Origin of the sequence: Veillonella magna (assembly GCF_959600285.1) — a bacterium.
In the GTDB taxonomy this organism is placed as follows: Bacteria; Bacillota; Negativicutes; order Veillonellales; family Veillonellaceae; genus Veillonella_A; species Veillonella_A magna.
This window is the reverse complement of record NZ_CAUGKU010000009.1, coordinates 1-15446: the sequence shown is the minus strand read 5'-3', so window position 1 is coordinate 15446 and position 15446 is coordinate 1. Positions and strand designations below refer to the sequence as shown.

The window sequence follows — 15446 nt, the reverse complement described above, 5'->3', positions numbered from 1 at the left end:
TGTAATTCACTTGCCTTTATCACCAAAATTTAAAATTTTATATGCATTCATTTTCATGCTATAATAAGGAACAAAGTTTAATGAAAAGGAAGCGTACTCATACTCATGGACGTGTTATTTATCATCGGTCAAACCTTTATTTTGGGCATTATCGCGCTCTTCATCATAAAATGGGGACATGCTCATTCCGTGGCTATTTTACGTCTGCGCGGACGTCTTAATCGCTTGCAATTTGTATTGGGATTATTCGCACTTTATGCATTACTAATTTTATTCTCCATATTCACCAAATCGCTAATGGAAAGCGTTGTCATTCTTCCCGCTTATTGGGGCGTACGGCTTTTGATATATGCCGGTCATATTCTTCTGTTACCCTTTTTTTATGTCCTGTACGTACGACGTTTACACGATTTATCCCTACCGGGATTGCCCGGCATTCTTTGGAGCGTCTTTATTATTTTTACCCATTCCTATTTTTCCGTAAAAGCCACCATGATTCTTTTTAGCGTCATTATGATCTTAGTTAATTTACTACTCGCTTGTATTCCGGGATCATCACGACCTAATAAGTATGGCCCGCCTGCTATATGGCCTCGCAAAGCGCGTCGTGTTACTACGCCGTAATGTCTATCTAACAAAAGGCGATATTGCTCTCATAACCTAGAGAAGCAATATCGCCTTTTATTTTTTCTTTTCCTATGTTTATTGTCTAAACCTTCTTATCAATGGATGAGTAACATCCATTCTAACAATGTACAGCCAATGTACGCAATAATAAATTTAACCTTTTGCTTGCGATCACGATCTTCATCGGCAATCTTCAGGCGTTGTGCCAAGAATCGCTTATCTCGAATTTGCAACAGCAAATCCCTTATACGCTCTTGTCCTTTCGCATCCATTTCATGACCGTCATTTAACAGCGCCGCTTGTTGGATAAAAATTCGTCGATGCAGCTTACGCATTTGAATTTTTATATTATTATGAACAAACGCACTTTGCCACTTCTTCCGATTGTCAAAATACATATAAATGTATCGTGGAATATTCATAACTATAAAACTAATCATCAATATCCCCAAGGAAATCAAGAAATAGGTCGAAAATGAAAATTCAATGGTCTCTGTCGGCAAATAATGATGAAGTATGACAAAACTAATCCATACGCCGATAGGCAAAAGCAATGCCGCTGCCATATCAATAGAACGCACCCAACTTGTTTTAACCGGAATATCTTTCATGCTGTAGGTTTCTACTGGTTCATGGAATGCATAGTATTCCAACTGTAATACGGACTGTTGCGTCTTAGCATTCGTCAGCAAAATGGGACCTTCACTATTCGCCGGTCGTTCCGGGAAAGGTATTAATCGACGAATCTCACTGTCCGGAGATAAATCAAAACGAATGATTCCTTTCTTTTCAAAACGGAATCCTGAGCCGTCATTACCTATGATAAAGGGATTAAAAAATGTTCCCAACAGGCTCAAGCTCCAATTACCTAATAAATGAACAATCGTATTTAATACAAAGCCGCCCATATCTACATCAGCCATATTTAATTTAACTTCAAAACCTGAAGAATAATCATCAAACCACAAATCTTCAATGGTAAATTCCGCGTTAATCACATTGCCTAAGGTTGTGATAATACCTAAGTACACTTTATTATTCGGTTCAAATTCAAAAGTAACAGAATGAAATAACCAGTGATTTCGTAAGCGCGCCCGAAGAATTCGATTAATGACATCCTCTTCGATTGTAATCGTGCCGTGATCATACAAACATTTAGGATTCACCAAATCACCATTCGGTATCGAGTCGGCCACATTATGATGCGGTGCTTCCTTACCGGACGGTTTGTTGGTAACTCCTTCGGCCAGTTCTAACAATCGTGTGACTATTGTATTCATAGACACCCCCTATGGGTGAAATTACCTGATTAACAGAACAATTATATCACAATTTATCCAACTTTAAAACCGAGGTTCCTCTAACGAAGAACCTCGGTTCTATTCTTGTCTTACTGTAGTGAGCTTTCAGTTGTATGGAATACCCTACTAGTGATTTCCGATTATACCTGTTCCATGGATAGCCGTCGATATCGATAGAATGCACCGCGTTGTTTCATAAGATCGGCATAGGTTCCTTCTTCTGTAATACGACCGTCTTCCATAAATATAATACGGTCCATGATTTCAAGTCCGTTTAAATCATGAGTAATATACAATACGGTCTTACCTTGCATCCCTTCTTGCAATGACTGTTGTAATCGATTGCGAACTAATTGATCTAACCCTTCAAGCGGTTCATCCAACAACCAAATAGAAGTATTGCGCAAATATAAACGCGCTAAGGCAATACGTTGTCGTTCGCCACCGCTTACATTGGCACCTCCACTGCCAATCATAGTTTTTAAACCGTTAGGCAACGAAGCAACCCAGTCGGTCAGTTCTGCTTTATCTATAGCTGCTGCTATCTCCGCCTCATCGGCACTAGGCTTCGCTAATCGTATATTATCTTCCAAGGTAGCATGAAACAGATATGTATCTTGAGTAAGCGCGCTTATTTCACGTCGCGCATCGTCCGGCTTCATGCACCGTATATCTTGTCCATGTATTAAAATGCGACCGCTGTATTCATAAAATCGTTCCAATAGAGAAAACAGAGTCGTCTTACCTGAGCCACTCGGTCCAACAATAGCTACATGTTCACCTTTCCTCACTCGTAACGAAAGCGATTGGTAGATTGACTTTGCATCATAAGCAAAAGATACACGATCAACTAGTATGGAATCTGTTTCATCGTCTTTCGTACGCTTGTCGTCACTTTCCGTCGGAGCAGCAACTACCATGGTTGGCTCCATGGCTAATGCCTGCAGTCGTCTTACTGCCGCATAGCTTTCCTTGCCGTGATGAAACGCTGCCATCATAGGCGAGGTTGCTTCAAAATACGACTGTAATGCGATGGCTACAACAGCAATATAAATTCCCGTCACCGGCGATGCACCATATAAAGGAATCATGGCTAGCGCACCAGCCACCATAGTTAGCTGTGCAATACCGGTAAATACACTATCACCGACATTGTTCCCGCGATGAATGATTTCCTGTTCAGACTGCAACGCTGCAAAATCTTTTTTTATACGTTGACTAAATTGCGTTTCCTGACGGTATAACAAAATATCCATCATGCCACTCAATACGTCAACTACAGTTTCTTTCGCTTCACCGCGCTTGGTCAGCGCCGCATCAACGGCTCTACGATTATGGCGATAAACGAAAAGCGGTAAGATAATAGCCGTAAGAACAAAGGCTACCACTAAAATCATAACTGCCTTATAGCTAAATTGTTGCAAGAAAATAACACCGATAATCGTCAGCAGCAACGCACCCACCGGAGGAATAAGAACCCGTAAATAAAAGAACTGCAGTGTTTCAATATCCGCCATGATGCGTCCCAGTAAATCACCGCTCCCCCATCGACTAAATATAGCCGGGGCTAACGGTTCAATGCGTTCATACAACCACACGCGCAGTCCGTACAGTCCTTGAAATGCCATATGATGAGAAACATAACGTTCCAAATAGCGACAAACCGCACGGCTGATACCAAAGAAACGAACGCCTACAATAGCTATACTCAACGCCGCCAGTTCCGGATGCAATGCCGCGGTTGTAATCAACCATGATGAGGTTGTCAGCAAACCAACGTTCATAAAAACAGTCAAGAACCACAGTGCCATGCTCAACCATAATGAATGCTTTGCCGGTCCCAACACAGTAAATAATAATCGTAATGCTGCTGATACCGATAAAGCAGAAGATGTCGTTAACACCTCCGGCTGTGTCGGTTCCGATTCGACTTGCTCCTTATGTACACACGCAGAGGGGACTATGCCTTCACATGATTTTTTGTTTTTTACGTAGCCCGCCTCTTCGCTATGCAATCCATCGGCTATATGCAACGCATGCGTTGTATTAGCTTCGGGTCGTCTTAGCAAATCACGCATAGCAGTCTCTCCGATGCCGGCCTTGACCAATTCATAGAAATATCCTTTGTTTGCCAGCAATTCATTGAAGCTACCTTGCTCCTCAATACGGCCATGGCGCATAACCAATAGCGTATCGGCCCAGCGCATAGTTTCCAACCGATGTCCAATCAGTAAAACAATCTTCCCTTTCATCAATCGTCGCAGTGCCCGTGCCAAACTTTGTTCCGTTCCTACATCAAGATGAGCTGTAATCTCATCAAGAATAAGAACCGGTGCCGATTTTAGAAAAGCCCTTGCCAGGGCAATGCGTTGTCGTTGTCCTCCGGATAGTCCAAGACCACCTTCGGCTAACACGGTATCATACCCATTCGGCAGTGCCTCAATAAATTCATCCGCTTCGGCTGCCCGTGCCGCTGCTCGCATTGCTTCCTCATTCGTTTCTCTACCAAAACAAATATTTTCACGAACTGTTCCTTTAAACAGATGGGGCTTTTGCGGTACATAGACAATGGATTCACGCCAATGATTTCTTTCTATATCCATTAAATCCGTATCATTAATAATGATGCACCCTTCTTTCGGTGTAAGCATACGCATGACTAACTGGGCAATCGTACTTTTCCCTGCACCGCTCTGACCGACCAGCATGGTTACCTTATCGGGCAGTAATTCGGCAGATATACCACATAGCGCATTTTCCTGACGCTGCTCGTAACGATACCCTACATTTTCCAACGCAATCCGTCGTATCGGCTGTGACAAGACAATGCTGCCATTGGCAGGTTCATCCGACGTTAACGCCATAAATTCTTCTATACGTTCAAGGCTGACATGACCGGCCATTCCTGTATGAAAGGCGGCCCCCAATTGACGAAGCGGCGCATAAAATTCCGGTGCCAGTAGCAACACAAAGAATGCCGGTAGAAATTCAACTTCGCCGTACAGTAAGGCAACCCCCATATAGACAGCTACCAATGCCGTACTGATTGTACCGATTAGTTCCAGCACCAATGCGGATAAAAAAGCTACGCGCAATACACGCAGTGTAGAGTCCCTAAACTCCGCCGATAGCTTTGCGATAACCTCCCGTTGCTCCACTGCACGGCCAAATAATTTCAACGTCACCAAACCTTGCAGTACATCCAAAAAATGACCGCTTAAGAAACTCATGCGTTCCCATTGCCGAGCATTCATTTGCTCTGCTTTTTTCCCAATTAAAATCATAAAAAAAGGAATCAAAGGAAAGGTAATCAATAAAATAATAGAAACCCATGGTTCTGAATCAATAATAGCAAATGCCATCATCAACGGAACCAAAATAGCATACATCATCTGTGGAACATAGCGAGCTATATAGGACTCTACATTTTCCAATCCGTCCGTCAGTAAATGAACCACATCTCCGTGACGCTCTCGAAGCCCCGCTCCCAGAGCAAACAGCTTATCCAAAATCATATCACGCAAATGCTTTTTTGAAGCAGCGGCTAACGAGCCTGCTGTTTTTTCTTGGCAATACATTGCTATCATTCGTACACCGATGGATACCAATAGCAAAGTAATAATTCCCGTAACCTCAGTAATACCTTTACCTGCCAAAAAAGTTTCATCAATAAGTCGCGCAAAGAACCAGGCCTGACCGATAATGGATCCTGCCTGAAGTACCGCGAACAAAACAAGTAAAATCAATTTTGTCCGATACAATAGTAATTCTTTGCGTGCCAGTGAGTTAAACACAATATACCTCCTTTAGCACTGTAAACGTATATCTCTTATACCATATGTTTTAATTTTACTACACTATCACGCATTCGTATATAAAATAAAAGGCGCGCCTTAAGGCACGCCTTTTACTGCTAGTGCAATGATTAGTAATGTAAATCTTTTTCGCTGACACGATGACGGAATGTCCAGTATGTCCATGCCTGATAAATCAAAACGATTGGCACGAAGATAAGAGCAACAATTGTCATCAACGTAAGAGTGTACTGCGACGAAGCTGCATTAGTAATCGTCAAGCTCCACGCCGGATCCAAGCTGGATACCATAATGCGCGGGAACAAGCCTGCAAAGTAAGCTACGGTTACCAAGATAACAGTCAAGCAGCTAAAGAAGAAACCTTTACCGGTAGAACGAGTACGAGCAAAGGCCCAAGAAATCAAGAAGCAAACGATGGCCAAGCCAAACGCTACTGCTGCTAACGTGCTGTTAAACAAATCAGTGTAATAGTAAGTAGCACCTACCAATACAAGTGCGCCTACAGCAGTAATAACACCTTCCACCAAAGCCGTGGCACGGGCTCTTTCAGAAATAGCACCTACCGTTTTAATAGATGTATACAATGCACCATGATATACAAATACCAAGATGAAAGCAATACCGCAAAGAATTGTATACGGGCTCAACAAATCAAAGAAACCGCCTACGAAATTCATATGCGCATCAATCGGCGTACCTTGAATCAAGTTTCCCACCGTAACACCCCATAAGAGTGCCGGTATCAAGGAACCAAAGAAAATACAATAGTCAAAGGTCTTACGCCATGCCGGTGCTTTATCTTTGCTGCGGAATTCAAAAGCAACACCGCGCGCAATCAAAGCTGCCAACATCAAGAACAATGCCAAGTAAAAGCCGCTGAACAAAGTAGCATATACTTGCGGGAACGATGCAAACGTAGCACCGCCGGCTGTAATCATCCAAACCTGGTTTCCATCCCAAACCGGGCCAACCGTATTAATCATCTGACGGCGTTCCGTATCACTTTTACCAAGGATTGGCAACAAGATACCTACACCGTAATCGAAGCCTTCCAACATGAAGAACCCACAGAAGAGTACACATACGAGGATGAACCATACCACATCTAAATGTTGCATAATTATTTCCATAATGTAGCCTCCTCTTTCACTTCTACCACATCATGGGCATCATTGCCTTCCGGCCCTTTCTTAATGTGTTTTACAGCTAAGTAAAGAGCAGCAATGGCTGCCAAGATGTACACGGCCGTAAAGCCGAGAATTGTCGTCCAAATTTCCGGAGCCGTAACAGTGCGAGATGCACCATCAAATGTTTTCTGTAAACCGTATACCAACCACGGCTGACGACCTGCTTCGGCCACATACCAACCGGTAGAGTTAGCAATATACGGTAACGGAAGCATCCAGAACACCCACTTAAGCATAGCGCGGGAATTTTCCAATTTACCTTTCTGATGCATGAAGAGAGCAATGATTGCTACTAAGAACATCAAGCTACCTGCTGCAATCATAGCGCGGAAAGACCAGAACACAGACGTTACATGCGGAGTATAATCGCCAGGGCCATACTGAGCTTCCGCTGCTTTCTGAAGATCTTTAATACCTTCTACCTTCCCCTGTGTAAAGCTATTATGAATCATAAGGCTCAAGCCACCGGGGATTTCAAGCGCACCGCTGTTCTTCTGTGCTTTTTCGTCAATACCTGCAAACACCGTAAACGGTGCCGGTTCAGCAGTTTCCCAAAGGGCTTCCATAGCAGCCATCTTCATCGGCTGAACTTTAGCTACGTACTGCCCTTGCATATGACCGGCGCCCATAGCCAAGATACCGCCTACCAAGGTTACCACAAGGCCCCAGCGGATGGAGCGATTGTAGAAATCGGTAGCATTTTTGCGGAGCAAGTGCCATGCACTGATAGATGCAATAATAACACCGGCTGTCATAATGCCGTCAAAGAAAATATGAGAGTACTGTCCCGGAACATATCCGTTGGAAAGAATATCAGCAAAGCTATTCATTTCCGCACGGCCGTTACGGAGCACGTAGCCCACCGGATGCTGCATAAAGCTGCTGGCCACCAAAATCCAAAATGCAGATAAATTAGTACCGATAGCGACCAACACAGCTACGATAGCATGTGCCTTTGCGGACAATTTGTCCCAACCGAAAATCCAAGCTCCCATGAAGGTTGATTCCAAGAAGAACGCCGTCAAAGCTTCCAATGCTAGCGGTGCCCCAAAAATATCCCCCATGAAGCGGGAATATTCTGCCCAGTTCATACCGAAATGGAATTCCTGTACGATACCGGTTACAACCCCCATCGCAAAGTTAATCAAGAACAGTTTGCCCCAGAACTTTGCCATCTTTTTGTACACTTCATTCTTTGTCGTTACATAGGTAATTTCCATAATCGCAACGACGACTGTCATACCCAGTGTCAATGGTACAAACAGCCAATGGTAGATCGATGTTAACGCAAATTGCCATCGAGCTAGCAGTACTGCATCCATCATGTGTATTCCTCCTCACTTTTAAACTACGCCTGAGCGGCCTTGGATGGACTGGTATTACGAACATGTATTTCTCGTTCACGCTTCGCCAAGGTTTCAAAATCCACAGCATCTAACTCTTTTACCAAGTTGTATTGTATGGATCCAAAAGCTTCCTGTACGGAACAACGACCATGACAGCCGCGCGAGCAGCTTTCGCTATCATATAAGCAGCGCTGCAGATATGTTTTCCCTTCTACAGCTTCGATGACAGATAATAAAGTGATATCCTTTGGCTTCTTCGCCAATGCAAAACCACCGTCGACCCCACGGAAGGACTGCATAATCTTTCCGGCAATCAAATTGCGCATGATTTTAAGCAAAAAGCGGTCCGGAATATTCTGAGCCTTTGCCAATTCTCCCCCTGTGATTTTTGTACCATAAGGCAGTAAAGACATGTGCAATACCATTCTAAATGCGTAGTCGGTTGCCTGGTTCAGTTTCATATGTTTCCTCCTGTAATCTAAATTCATGGGTATCCCATAATTTCGATGCCCATGGCGCATCCCTCGTACACTACAACATTAGTATACATTATTAGCATAAAAAAATGCTCAGAAATACGAGCATTCCTTCATTTCACCTTCATTATAGAGTATAAAGAGATGAATTGCAATAGTTTATTTCTCAATTAGCAAACTCTTATGCACTTTCAATCATAATAAAAAAGAACCGATACCTGCTATAAATTGGTATCGATTCTCACTTTTATAAAATTGTTGCTACACCATCCATTATCAAGTAGATAATGCCCGAAGCTAATGCACTTAAAGGAATGGTAACAAACCATGCTAACACCATGGAGCGAGCAACGCCCCAGTTAACGGCTTTGACTCGTTTCGCCGAACCTACCCCCATAATAGAGCCGCTAACCACATGCGTAGTCGATACCGGTAAGTGCAAAAAGGTAGCCGTAAAAATAGTAATAGCCGAATTTAAGTCCGCCGCAAAACCATTTATGGTTTCCAATTTAAAAATCTTAGTCCCCATTGTGGAGATAATACGCCAGCCACCGGCCGCTGTCCCCAATGCCATCGCCGTCGCACATCCCAGCTTTACCCACGTCGGTACATCCAAGGTATCAATATAACCACCGCTGAGCAATGTCAGTGTAATAATCCCCATTGCCTTTTGCGCATCGTTGGAACCGTGAGAGAACGCCATCAACGTCGCCGACAACAGCTGCATGGTACGAAAACGATCATTTAACGCAATCGGAGAAAATCGGCCGAAAATCATCAATAGCACATGCATAACAATATAGCCGAATACCATGGCAATAATCGGTGACAGTACCAAGGATAAGAAAATTTTTCCGATACCGCCGTAATTTAAAGCCGTGTGACCTACCGAAACAATAACGGCTCCGATGACACCACCAATCAATGCGTGGGAAGAAGAACTGGGAATACCAAACCACCAGGTAACCAAGTTCCATATGATAGCCCCAAAAAGGGCCGCGCTGATAACTTCCGCATTAATCAAATCGGCAGATAACACCAAATCACCGCCGATAGTCTTGGCCACCCCGGTACTCACCATAGCGCCTAAAAAGTTTAACACCGCCGTCATCATAACGGCCTTTTTAGGATCGATAGCCCTTGTGGATACAGATGTCGCTATAGCATTGGCCGTGTCATGGAACCCATTGATATAATCAAAGGCCAGCGCCAATAATACTACCAGCCATATCATCCAATGATCAAGCATACTTCAATACTACCCGGCGGAATGTACCAACCAAATCTTCGCAACCGTCGATAACTTCTTCGATGGAGTTGAGGATTTCCTTCCATTTGATAATTTCGATAGGATCTTTACATTCACTGAAAAGCTTAGCCATTTCTTCGTGGTACACGCCATCGGCTTCTTCTTCCAGACGCAGCACTTCCAAAGCACGACCTTCCACCTTAATATAATTTTTCTTAAGGCTCCCCATATACGAAATGGATTTTGTAATATGCTTCAAACATTTCGCCACGATTTCCGATAAGCGGATGGCACCCGGTGTAGGCTCGCCAACTTGGTACATACACATTTTGTCCATGATATCCTTCATGCTATCAATCGTAGTATCTAATTGATCGATTAACAGCTGGATATCTTCGCGATCCATCGGTGTAATAAATGTCTTACGAAGACGCTCTACCGTCTGATTTACTAACTCGTCCGCGCGCTGTTCTTTTTGATCGATTTCCGCCAGCGCCTCTTGCTTTTCAATCTCTCCCTTAAAAGCTTTTTCCATTACTTGTCCCGCTTCATGGCATAAATGAGCGTGACTGTTCAAAATACTAAAAAACTTCTCTTCTTTGCCTTTTAAATTGAAAGCCATAACTTCCTCCAATACATCAATATGTGTGTTATCATTCAAAAGAACGAATCAGTAACATGTAAAATAATTATATCATACCTATTTGTGTATTTCATAGACTAAGTGACGCACTTCCGGCAAGATTAATTTTGTCATTCCCAACGTAACGGCACCTACCGATCCGGGTAATGAAAATAACAAGACATCATCAGCCACACCGGCAATAGCCCTGGATGCCATTGCTTTTGTTCCAATATCTTCGGTAAAACTCAAATAACGGAATAATTCTCCAAACCCGGGAATCTCCTTATACAATAGACTTGTCGTGGCTTCGATAGTAACATCTCGCTTTGCAATTCCCGTACCACCAGTCGTTATGATTGCATCTAAATGTTCAACAGCCAACCATCGACGCATAACATCGGTGATTTGATCGAAATCGTCCTTTACTATAGTGCGCACCTTAATCATATGACCGGCTTCATCCAACAAACGAGTCACCGTATCGCCGCCTTTATCTGTTTCCGGCGTACGAGTATCCGAAACAGTAATGACTCCAAAAATCAGAGGTCTGTCCTGTACCTCATTCATTGACATACTCTCATCAGCTCCTATCCAATCCGCTGTAATTATATTTCAGTGAATATAACGCATTCATATAAGTTTATTATATAGCACTTTCACTATACGTCCAACCGCTTTGCGACATATATCACGCTACATACTATGCCTATTTATACATTACAGTATGCATATATGAAAAGGAGAAGCCACTCTTACTGAGCGTGCTTCTCCTTCCATTCAATAAACATATGACGTAATACCATCATCGGAGAGTCAAACAATAAACGAGGCCCGCCGTAACGCATAATTTCACGAATGCGTTCACGGTACGTTGTCTCATAACAATGTGTTTTGCAGGTACTGCAAAATGTTTTATGTGCCATATGCGGACACGCATTGATGCGTTGCTGCGCATACTGCCACACATCATTACAAGCGTCACATAATGTTCCATCACAATGTGAATGCTTCTTCCGACAATAAATATGAATAATTTTCTTCATTGTTACCAACTCAAGCTGGCGTTTTTCCTCTGTTGTCACCGCAGCACTATCCTCCGTAGTATCTAGCATGAATTATGAATATTGTCCTGACAGTGTATAATTAGTAATCTTATTTTCTATCACACAATAATCATAGCAAACTACTATAAATAATACGGTATCCATGGCTACATAACACAGGAATCTAAAATTTTAGTAAGAACCAACGATTCATAGCACCATGCTCTGAACCTTCAATAGGCGATTCCAGCAGAGTAAAGCCATATTTTGAATATAACTGATTGGCTCTATCGAGAATATCTGTTGTTTCTAGGTAAAGTGCCGGAAAATGCCGACGCGCAAATGCTATTGCTGCTTTCATCAGCGCATGACTATATCCTTTTCCTTGCGCCTCCGGCATGATGTATAATTTTTGTAATTCACCAACTGACGGATTTCCCACAAAAGGGGCAACACCAACACCGCCAACAACATGACCGTCTTCTTCTACTACCCAATACTGCCCTTTCTCTTCTTGTTCATAAAATTCATACAGCGCTCCCAGTTGAGGATCAAAATAGGCCGTGCCGGGTATATCTAAGCCATAGCTTTTCAACACTTGCTGAATAATTTGATGCATTACGGAATTATCCGCTTTTTCTATAGGCCGTATAATCATCTTACTATTGCCCCCTAAATAAAAAAATTCTCTCGCTTTTTTATTGTGCCGACGGATCTTCATTGGCATGCTTATCTAACCAGCGCAATGCAAATTCGGCATATACTGCCGAAGCATCGGATAAAACAGAATCATCCATATTAAAGTTATTATTGTGATGTGCATATACAGCCCCAACCTCCGGATTGGCAATACCTACAAATGCAAAGCTACTAGGCTTATCTAATTGATATGTTGCAAAATCTTCTCCGGCCATAATTTTCTCCATCGGTGCCAAGGCCTCTTCTCCCAATACGGCCGCCACAGCTTCTACACCGACCTGACTAGGTTCTTCTTCGTTAATAAGAGGCCAAGCCACATGCTGGTATTCGAGGGTAGCCGTAGCTCCATACGCAGCAGCCGTATTTTTTACAATGCGCTCAAACTTCTCCATAATATCGGGACGAACTTCACGGCGAAAGTATCTGGATGTCCCTTCTAATTCTGCTTCTCCCGGTACGACATTCCACGTGTTCCCGGAAGTGATGCGAGTAACACTGAGCACTACACTGTCCAAAGCACTATAGTTCCGAGATACAATACTCTGCAAATTCATAACGATAGCGGAAGCTACCAAAACAGAATCAATACCTTCATGCGGCCGTGAGCCATGTGCATTTTTCCCGGTAATTTTTACTGTCCATTTATCGGTTGCTGCCATGCGTGGACCGGCTTCAATATTCACCTTTCCTGCCGGCAAATCAACCCAAACATGACCACCGAAAATACAATCCGTTTTTTCATACCAATCCCCGTATGTACGCATAAACTCTGCTCCGGTGCCTACTTCCTCCGCCGGTTGGAATATCAAATACACGCGACCTTGAATTCTATTTTTTACCTCTAACAGCATTCGTGCTGCTCCTAATACAATTGCCGTATGTCCGTCATGACCACATGCGTGCATTACTCCATCCTGTTTTGATGCAAAATCAAACGTATTTGTTTCCTGTACCGGTAAGCCATCAATATCTGCCCGTAGCGCTACCGTTTTCCCCGGCATGTCACCATCAATCCACGCTACAATACCTATATTCCTATCTGTAATTTCATAGGGAATTCCCATATCATCTAATTCACGAGCAATCCGTTTTGTCGTTTCAAATTCTTGATAGCTCAACTCCGGTTGTTCATGAAGCTCCCGTCGTAATCGCTGCACATAACCTTGATACGAATCCTTAATATCTCTTATTTCCATTTTGTCACCCCATCATCGCATATAGCTAAAAAATATACACACCTGTTGATATCACACAAAATACTATTTGTTATAACTATTTTGTAGTCTACCTATTATTGCCCCGTTTATTATTCAGTGATAATTATGACGCAATCACTACTTCACTATCATTACCCCTCGACGATTGGTAAATATTCTCCGTATCCGGCCTTCTCCATTTCTTCCTTAGGGATAAAACGCAAAGCCGCCCCGTTGATACAATAACGTAATCCACCTAATTCTTTTGGGCCGTCTGTGAACACATGACCTAAATGTGCCTTAGATAACGTCGCTGTTACTTCCGTTCTAATACGATTAAGGCTTCGATCTTCATGTTCCGACAGCAACTCCTTACTAATAGGCTGTGAAAAAGCCGGCCAACCACAACCTGAATCAAACTTATGCGTTGAAGCAAAAAGCGGTTCACCACTAGTACGATCCACATAAATGCCTGCTCTAAATTCATGATCCAACGGACTACTAAAGGGCAATTCTGTTCCTTTATTTTGCGTTACCTCATATTCCAACGGCGTAAGCTGTTCTTTTAATTCTTCTTTCGATAATACGTTATACTTGTTCATACTGTCTCTCCTTTTTTCTCTCTTACAATGATAAGGCTACCCTCAATATAGACTTTCAATTATTTAGGCATATAGTATTTAATTATCTCTCTTACGAGCAACTCTATTCAATCATAAACATAGCTCTATAAATTCCAGATAGATTAATACCTACTATATAAAAAGGATTATAACACACCCTTTATTATCTCTACAAGAAAGCAGGGATGACACTTCACCCCTGCTCTTATCGATGCATATATACTTATTAAATCTGATAGTCTTCTATTCGTTTACTATTCCCTTCTAATTCTTGCTGAGGTAACCACATATTTATGATTGACCCTCATATAAACAACTCGTTATTTTTTCGTACCTCACAAATGGGTCTAATTCGTTCTCGCAGTGCCTCATAACCATCAAAGTCAATTTTTCTGGCTTCATGCGGACACAAGCTAATACATCTCATACAGAAAATACATTTACTACTATCTACCGTATCTGTATTTTCTACGGTAATAGCACCCGTCGGACAAGCAAAGGAACACATGCCGCACTTTGTGCAATTTTCTGTAACATAGGGAATTAAAGGTCGTGCACTACCTTCCTTATATGGATACTTTCCAGGAATGGCTGGCTGCTGCACTACACCTGCACGTATTTTCTCTACAATTGTCTTCATAAACGACTGTAGTTCTGTTTTGTCTTCTTTATCCGGACGATTTGCTGCAAACTCTCTAATTATTGAGTGTTCGGCTATAGCTGCCACACCTGCCACAACAGTAAATCCGGCTTGAATAGCCGTATCACGCAATTCGATAAGGGTATCCTCATAATCTCTGTTGCCGTAAACAGCAACAATAACTGCACTCGCTCCATTACCATGCATCTGTAGTAATCGTTCTACCGCTACTTTAGGAACACGGCCACTATATGAAGGCATCGAAATTATACAAACATCGTCTTTAGTAAAATTATATACTGAAAAATCAGTAGTTCGGTCAGTCGTATCAATTTCAAAAAATTCTGAACTTAGCTCATTAGCCAATATATCCGCTACACGTTTTGTTCCACCTGTTGGACTAAAAGTGATGTTATATATACTCATATATATCGCCCCCTATATCGAAAACTTTGGGTATATTTGTATTGTAACATGATACACAAAATTAATCTATGTATTATGCTAAACTTACATATATCTTATTTAATTTTCTTTATACATAAATAACAAAAGCGTCAACCCTTCGGTTGACGCTTTCTTTCCAATCAGCGACTTCCTATCCTCCCGGGCCGTCTCC

Annotated in this window: 14 protein-coding genes; 1 reads left to right on the top strand and 13 read right to left on the bottom strand. The window is 42.4% G+C overall.

Going from position 1 to position 15446, the window contains the following annotated elements; genetic code table 11:
- Positions 1 to 105 precede the first annotated feature (105 nt).
- Complete coding sequence (locus Q5873_RS06215; protein WP_288190744.1) at positions 106 to 624, top strand: DUF805 domain-containing protein; 519 nt, start codon at positions 106 to 108, stop codon at positions 622 to 624.
- A 98-nt stretch (positions 625 to 722) separates the two neighbouring features.
- Here Q5873_RS06215 and Q5873_RS06210 read toward each other — a convergent pair whose 3' ends face one another.
- From Q5873_RS06210 to Q5873_RS06150, 13 genes are all read right to left on the bottom strand, one after another.
- Positions 723 to 1907, bottom strand: coding sequence for a hypothetical protein (locus Q5873_RS06210; RefSeq protein ID WP_028254983.1), 1185 nt, complete (start codon positions 1905 to 1907; stop codon positions 723 to 725).
- A 161-nt stretch (positions 1908 to 2068) separates the two neighbouring features.
- Positions 2069 to 5722, bottom strand: a complete 3654-nt coding sequence (cydD, locus tag Q5873_RS06205; RefSeq protein WP_303059892.1) for a thiol reductant ABC exporter subunit CydD — start codon at positions 5720 to 5722, stop codon at positions 2069 to 2071.
- Positions 5723 to 5853: 131 nt separating this feature from the next.
- Positions 5854 to 6873 (bottom strand): cytochrome d ubiquinol oxidase subunit II, encoded by a 1020-nt coding sequence (cydB, locus tag Q5873_RS06200; RefSeq protein ID WP_205087920.1) that lies wholly within the window; start codon positions 6871 to 6873, stop codon positions 5854 to 5856.
- Positions 6864 to 8255, bottom strand: coding sequence for a cytochrome ubiquinol oxidase subunit I (locus tag Q5873_RS06195; RefSeq protein ID WP_288190757.1), 1392 nt, complete (start codon positions 8253 to 8255; stop codon positions 6864 to 6866). Before Q5873_RS06195 ends, cydB begins: the two co-directional genes overlap by 10 nt.
- A gap of 23 nt (positions 8256 to 8278) precedes the next feature.
- Positions 8279 to 8737 (bottom strand): RrF2 family transcriptional regulator, encoded by a 459-nt coding sequence (locus Q5873_RS06190; protein WP_205087922.1) that lies wholly within the window; start codon positions 8735 to 8737, stop codon positions 8279 to 8281.
- Between the two features lie 262 nt (positions 8738 to 8999).
- Positions 9000 to 10001, bottom strand: a complete 1002-nt coding sequence (locus Q5873_RS06185; protein ID WP_303059889.1) for an inorganic phosphate transporter — start codon at positions 9999 to 10001, stop codon at positions 9000 to 9002.
- Positions 9994 to 10623 carry a DUF47 domain-containing protein gene (locus Q5873_RS06180; RefSeq protein ID WP_028254977.1) on the bottom strand — a complete coding sequence of 210 codons (630 nt, stop codon included), beginning with the start codon at positions 10621 to 10623 and terminating at the stop codon, positions 9994 to 9996. The genes Q5873_RS06185 and Q5873_RS06180 overlap by 8 nt, the downstream gene beginning before the upstream one ends.
- Before the next feature lie 78 nt (positions 10624 to 10701).
- Positions 10702 to 11199: a MogA/MoaB family molybdenum cofactor biosynthesis protein gene (locus tag Q5873_RS06175; RefSeq protein WP_303059886.1), complete on the bottom strand. Its 498-nt coding sequence runs from the start codon at positions 11197 to 11199 to the stop codon at positions 10702 to 10704.
- Between the two features lie 179 nt (positions 11200 to 11378).
- On the bottom strand, positions 11379 to 11708 hold the full coding sequence (locus tag Q5873_RS06170; protein WP_288759174.1) for a nitrous oxide-stimulated promoter family protein: 330 nt from the start codon (positions 11706 to 11708) through the stop codon (positions 11379 to 11381).
- A gap of 145 nt (positions 11709 to 11853) precedes the next feature.
- The gene (locus Q5873_RS06165) at positions 11854 to 12327 is read right to left on the bottom strand and encodes a GNAT family N-acetyltransferase (protein WP_303059883.1); all 474 of its coding nucleotides are present in this window, start codon (positions 12325 to 12327) and stop codon (positions 11854 to 11856) included.
- 40 nt (positions 12328 to 12367) lie between these two features.
- The gene (locus Q5873_RS06160) at positions 12368 to 13564 is read right to left on the bottom strand and encodes an amidohydrolase (protein ID WP_303059881.1); all 1197 of its coding nucleotides are present in this window, start codon (positions 13562 to 13564) and stop codon (positions 12368 to 12370) included.
- A 152-nt stretch (positions 13565 to 13716) separates the two neighbouring features.
- A complete protein-coding gene (gene msrB / locus Q5873_RS06155) occupies positions 13717 to 14166 on the bottom strand; it encodes a peptide-methionine (R)-S-oxide reductase MsrB (protein ID WP_288300542.1) in 450 nt (149 codons plus the stop codon).
- 325 nt (positions 14167 to 14491) lie between these two features.
- Complete coding sequence (locus Q5873_RS06150; protein ID WP_288300540.1) at positions 14492 to 15253, bottom strand: EFR1 family ferrodoxin; 762 nt, start codon at positions 15251 to 15253, stop codon at positions 14492 to 14494.
- Positions 15254 to 15446 lie beyond the last annotated feature (193 nt).

What these genes read in the sequence shown, in the direction of transcription:
- Q5873_RS06215 (WP_288190744.1), top strand. Translation starts at nt 106, where the DNA reads ATGGACGTGTTATTTATCATCGGTCAAACCTTTATTTTGGGCATTATC.
- Q5873_RS06210 (WP_028254983.1), bottom strand. Translation starts at nt 1,907, where the DNA reads ATGAATACAATAGTCACACGATTGTTAGAACTGGCCGAAGGAGTTACC.
- cydB (WP_205087920.1), bottom strand. Translation starts at nt 6,873, where the DNA reads ATGGAAATAATTATGCAACATTTAGATGTGGTATGGTTCATCCTCGTA.
- Q5873_RS06195 (WP_288190757.1), bottom strand. Translation starts at nt 8,255, where the DNA reads ATGATGGATGCAGTACTGCTAGCTCGATGGCAATTTGCGTTAACATCG.
- Q5873_RS06190 (WP_205087922.1), bottom strand. Translation starts at nt 8,737, where the DNA reads ATGAAACTGAACCAGGCAACCGACTACGCATTTAGAATGGTATTGCAC.
- Q5873_RS06185 (WP_303059889.1), bottom strand. Translation starts at nt 10,001, where the DNA reads ATGCTTGATCATTGGATGATATGGCTGGTAGTATTATTGGCGCTGGCC.
- Q5873_RS06180 (WP_028254977.1), bottom strand. Translation starts at nt 10,623, where the DNA reads ATGGCTTTCAATTTAAAAGGCAAAGAAGAGAAGTTTTTTAGTATTTTG.
- Q5873_RS06175 (WP_303059886.1), bottom strand. Translation starts at nt 11,199, where the DNA reads ATGTCAATGAATGAGGTACAGGACAGACCTCTGATTTTTGGAGTCATT.
- Q5873_RS06165 (WP_303059883.1), bottom strand. Translation starts at nt 12,327, where the DNA reads ATGATTATACGGCCTATAGAAAAAGCGGATAATTCCGTAATGCATCAA.
- Q5873_RS06160 (WP_303059881.1), bottom strand. Translation starts at nt 13,564, where the DNA reads ATGGAAATAAGAGATATTAAGGATTCGTATCAAGGTTATGTGCAGCGA.
- msrB (WP_288300542.1), bottom strand. Translation starts at nt 14,166, where the DNA reads ATGAACAAGTATAACGTATTATCGAAAGAAGAATTAAAAGAACAGCTT.
- Q5873_RS06150 (WP_288300540.1), bottom strand. Translation starts at nt 15,253, where the DNA reads ATGAGTATATATAACATCACTTTTAGTCCAACAGGTGGAACAAAACGT.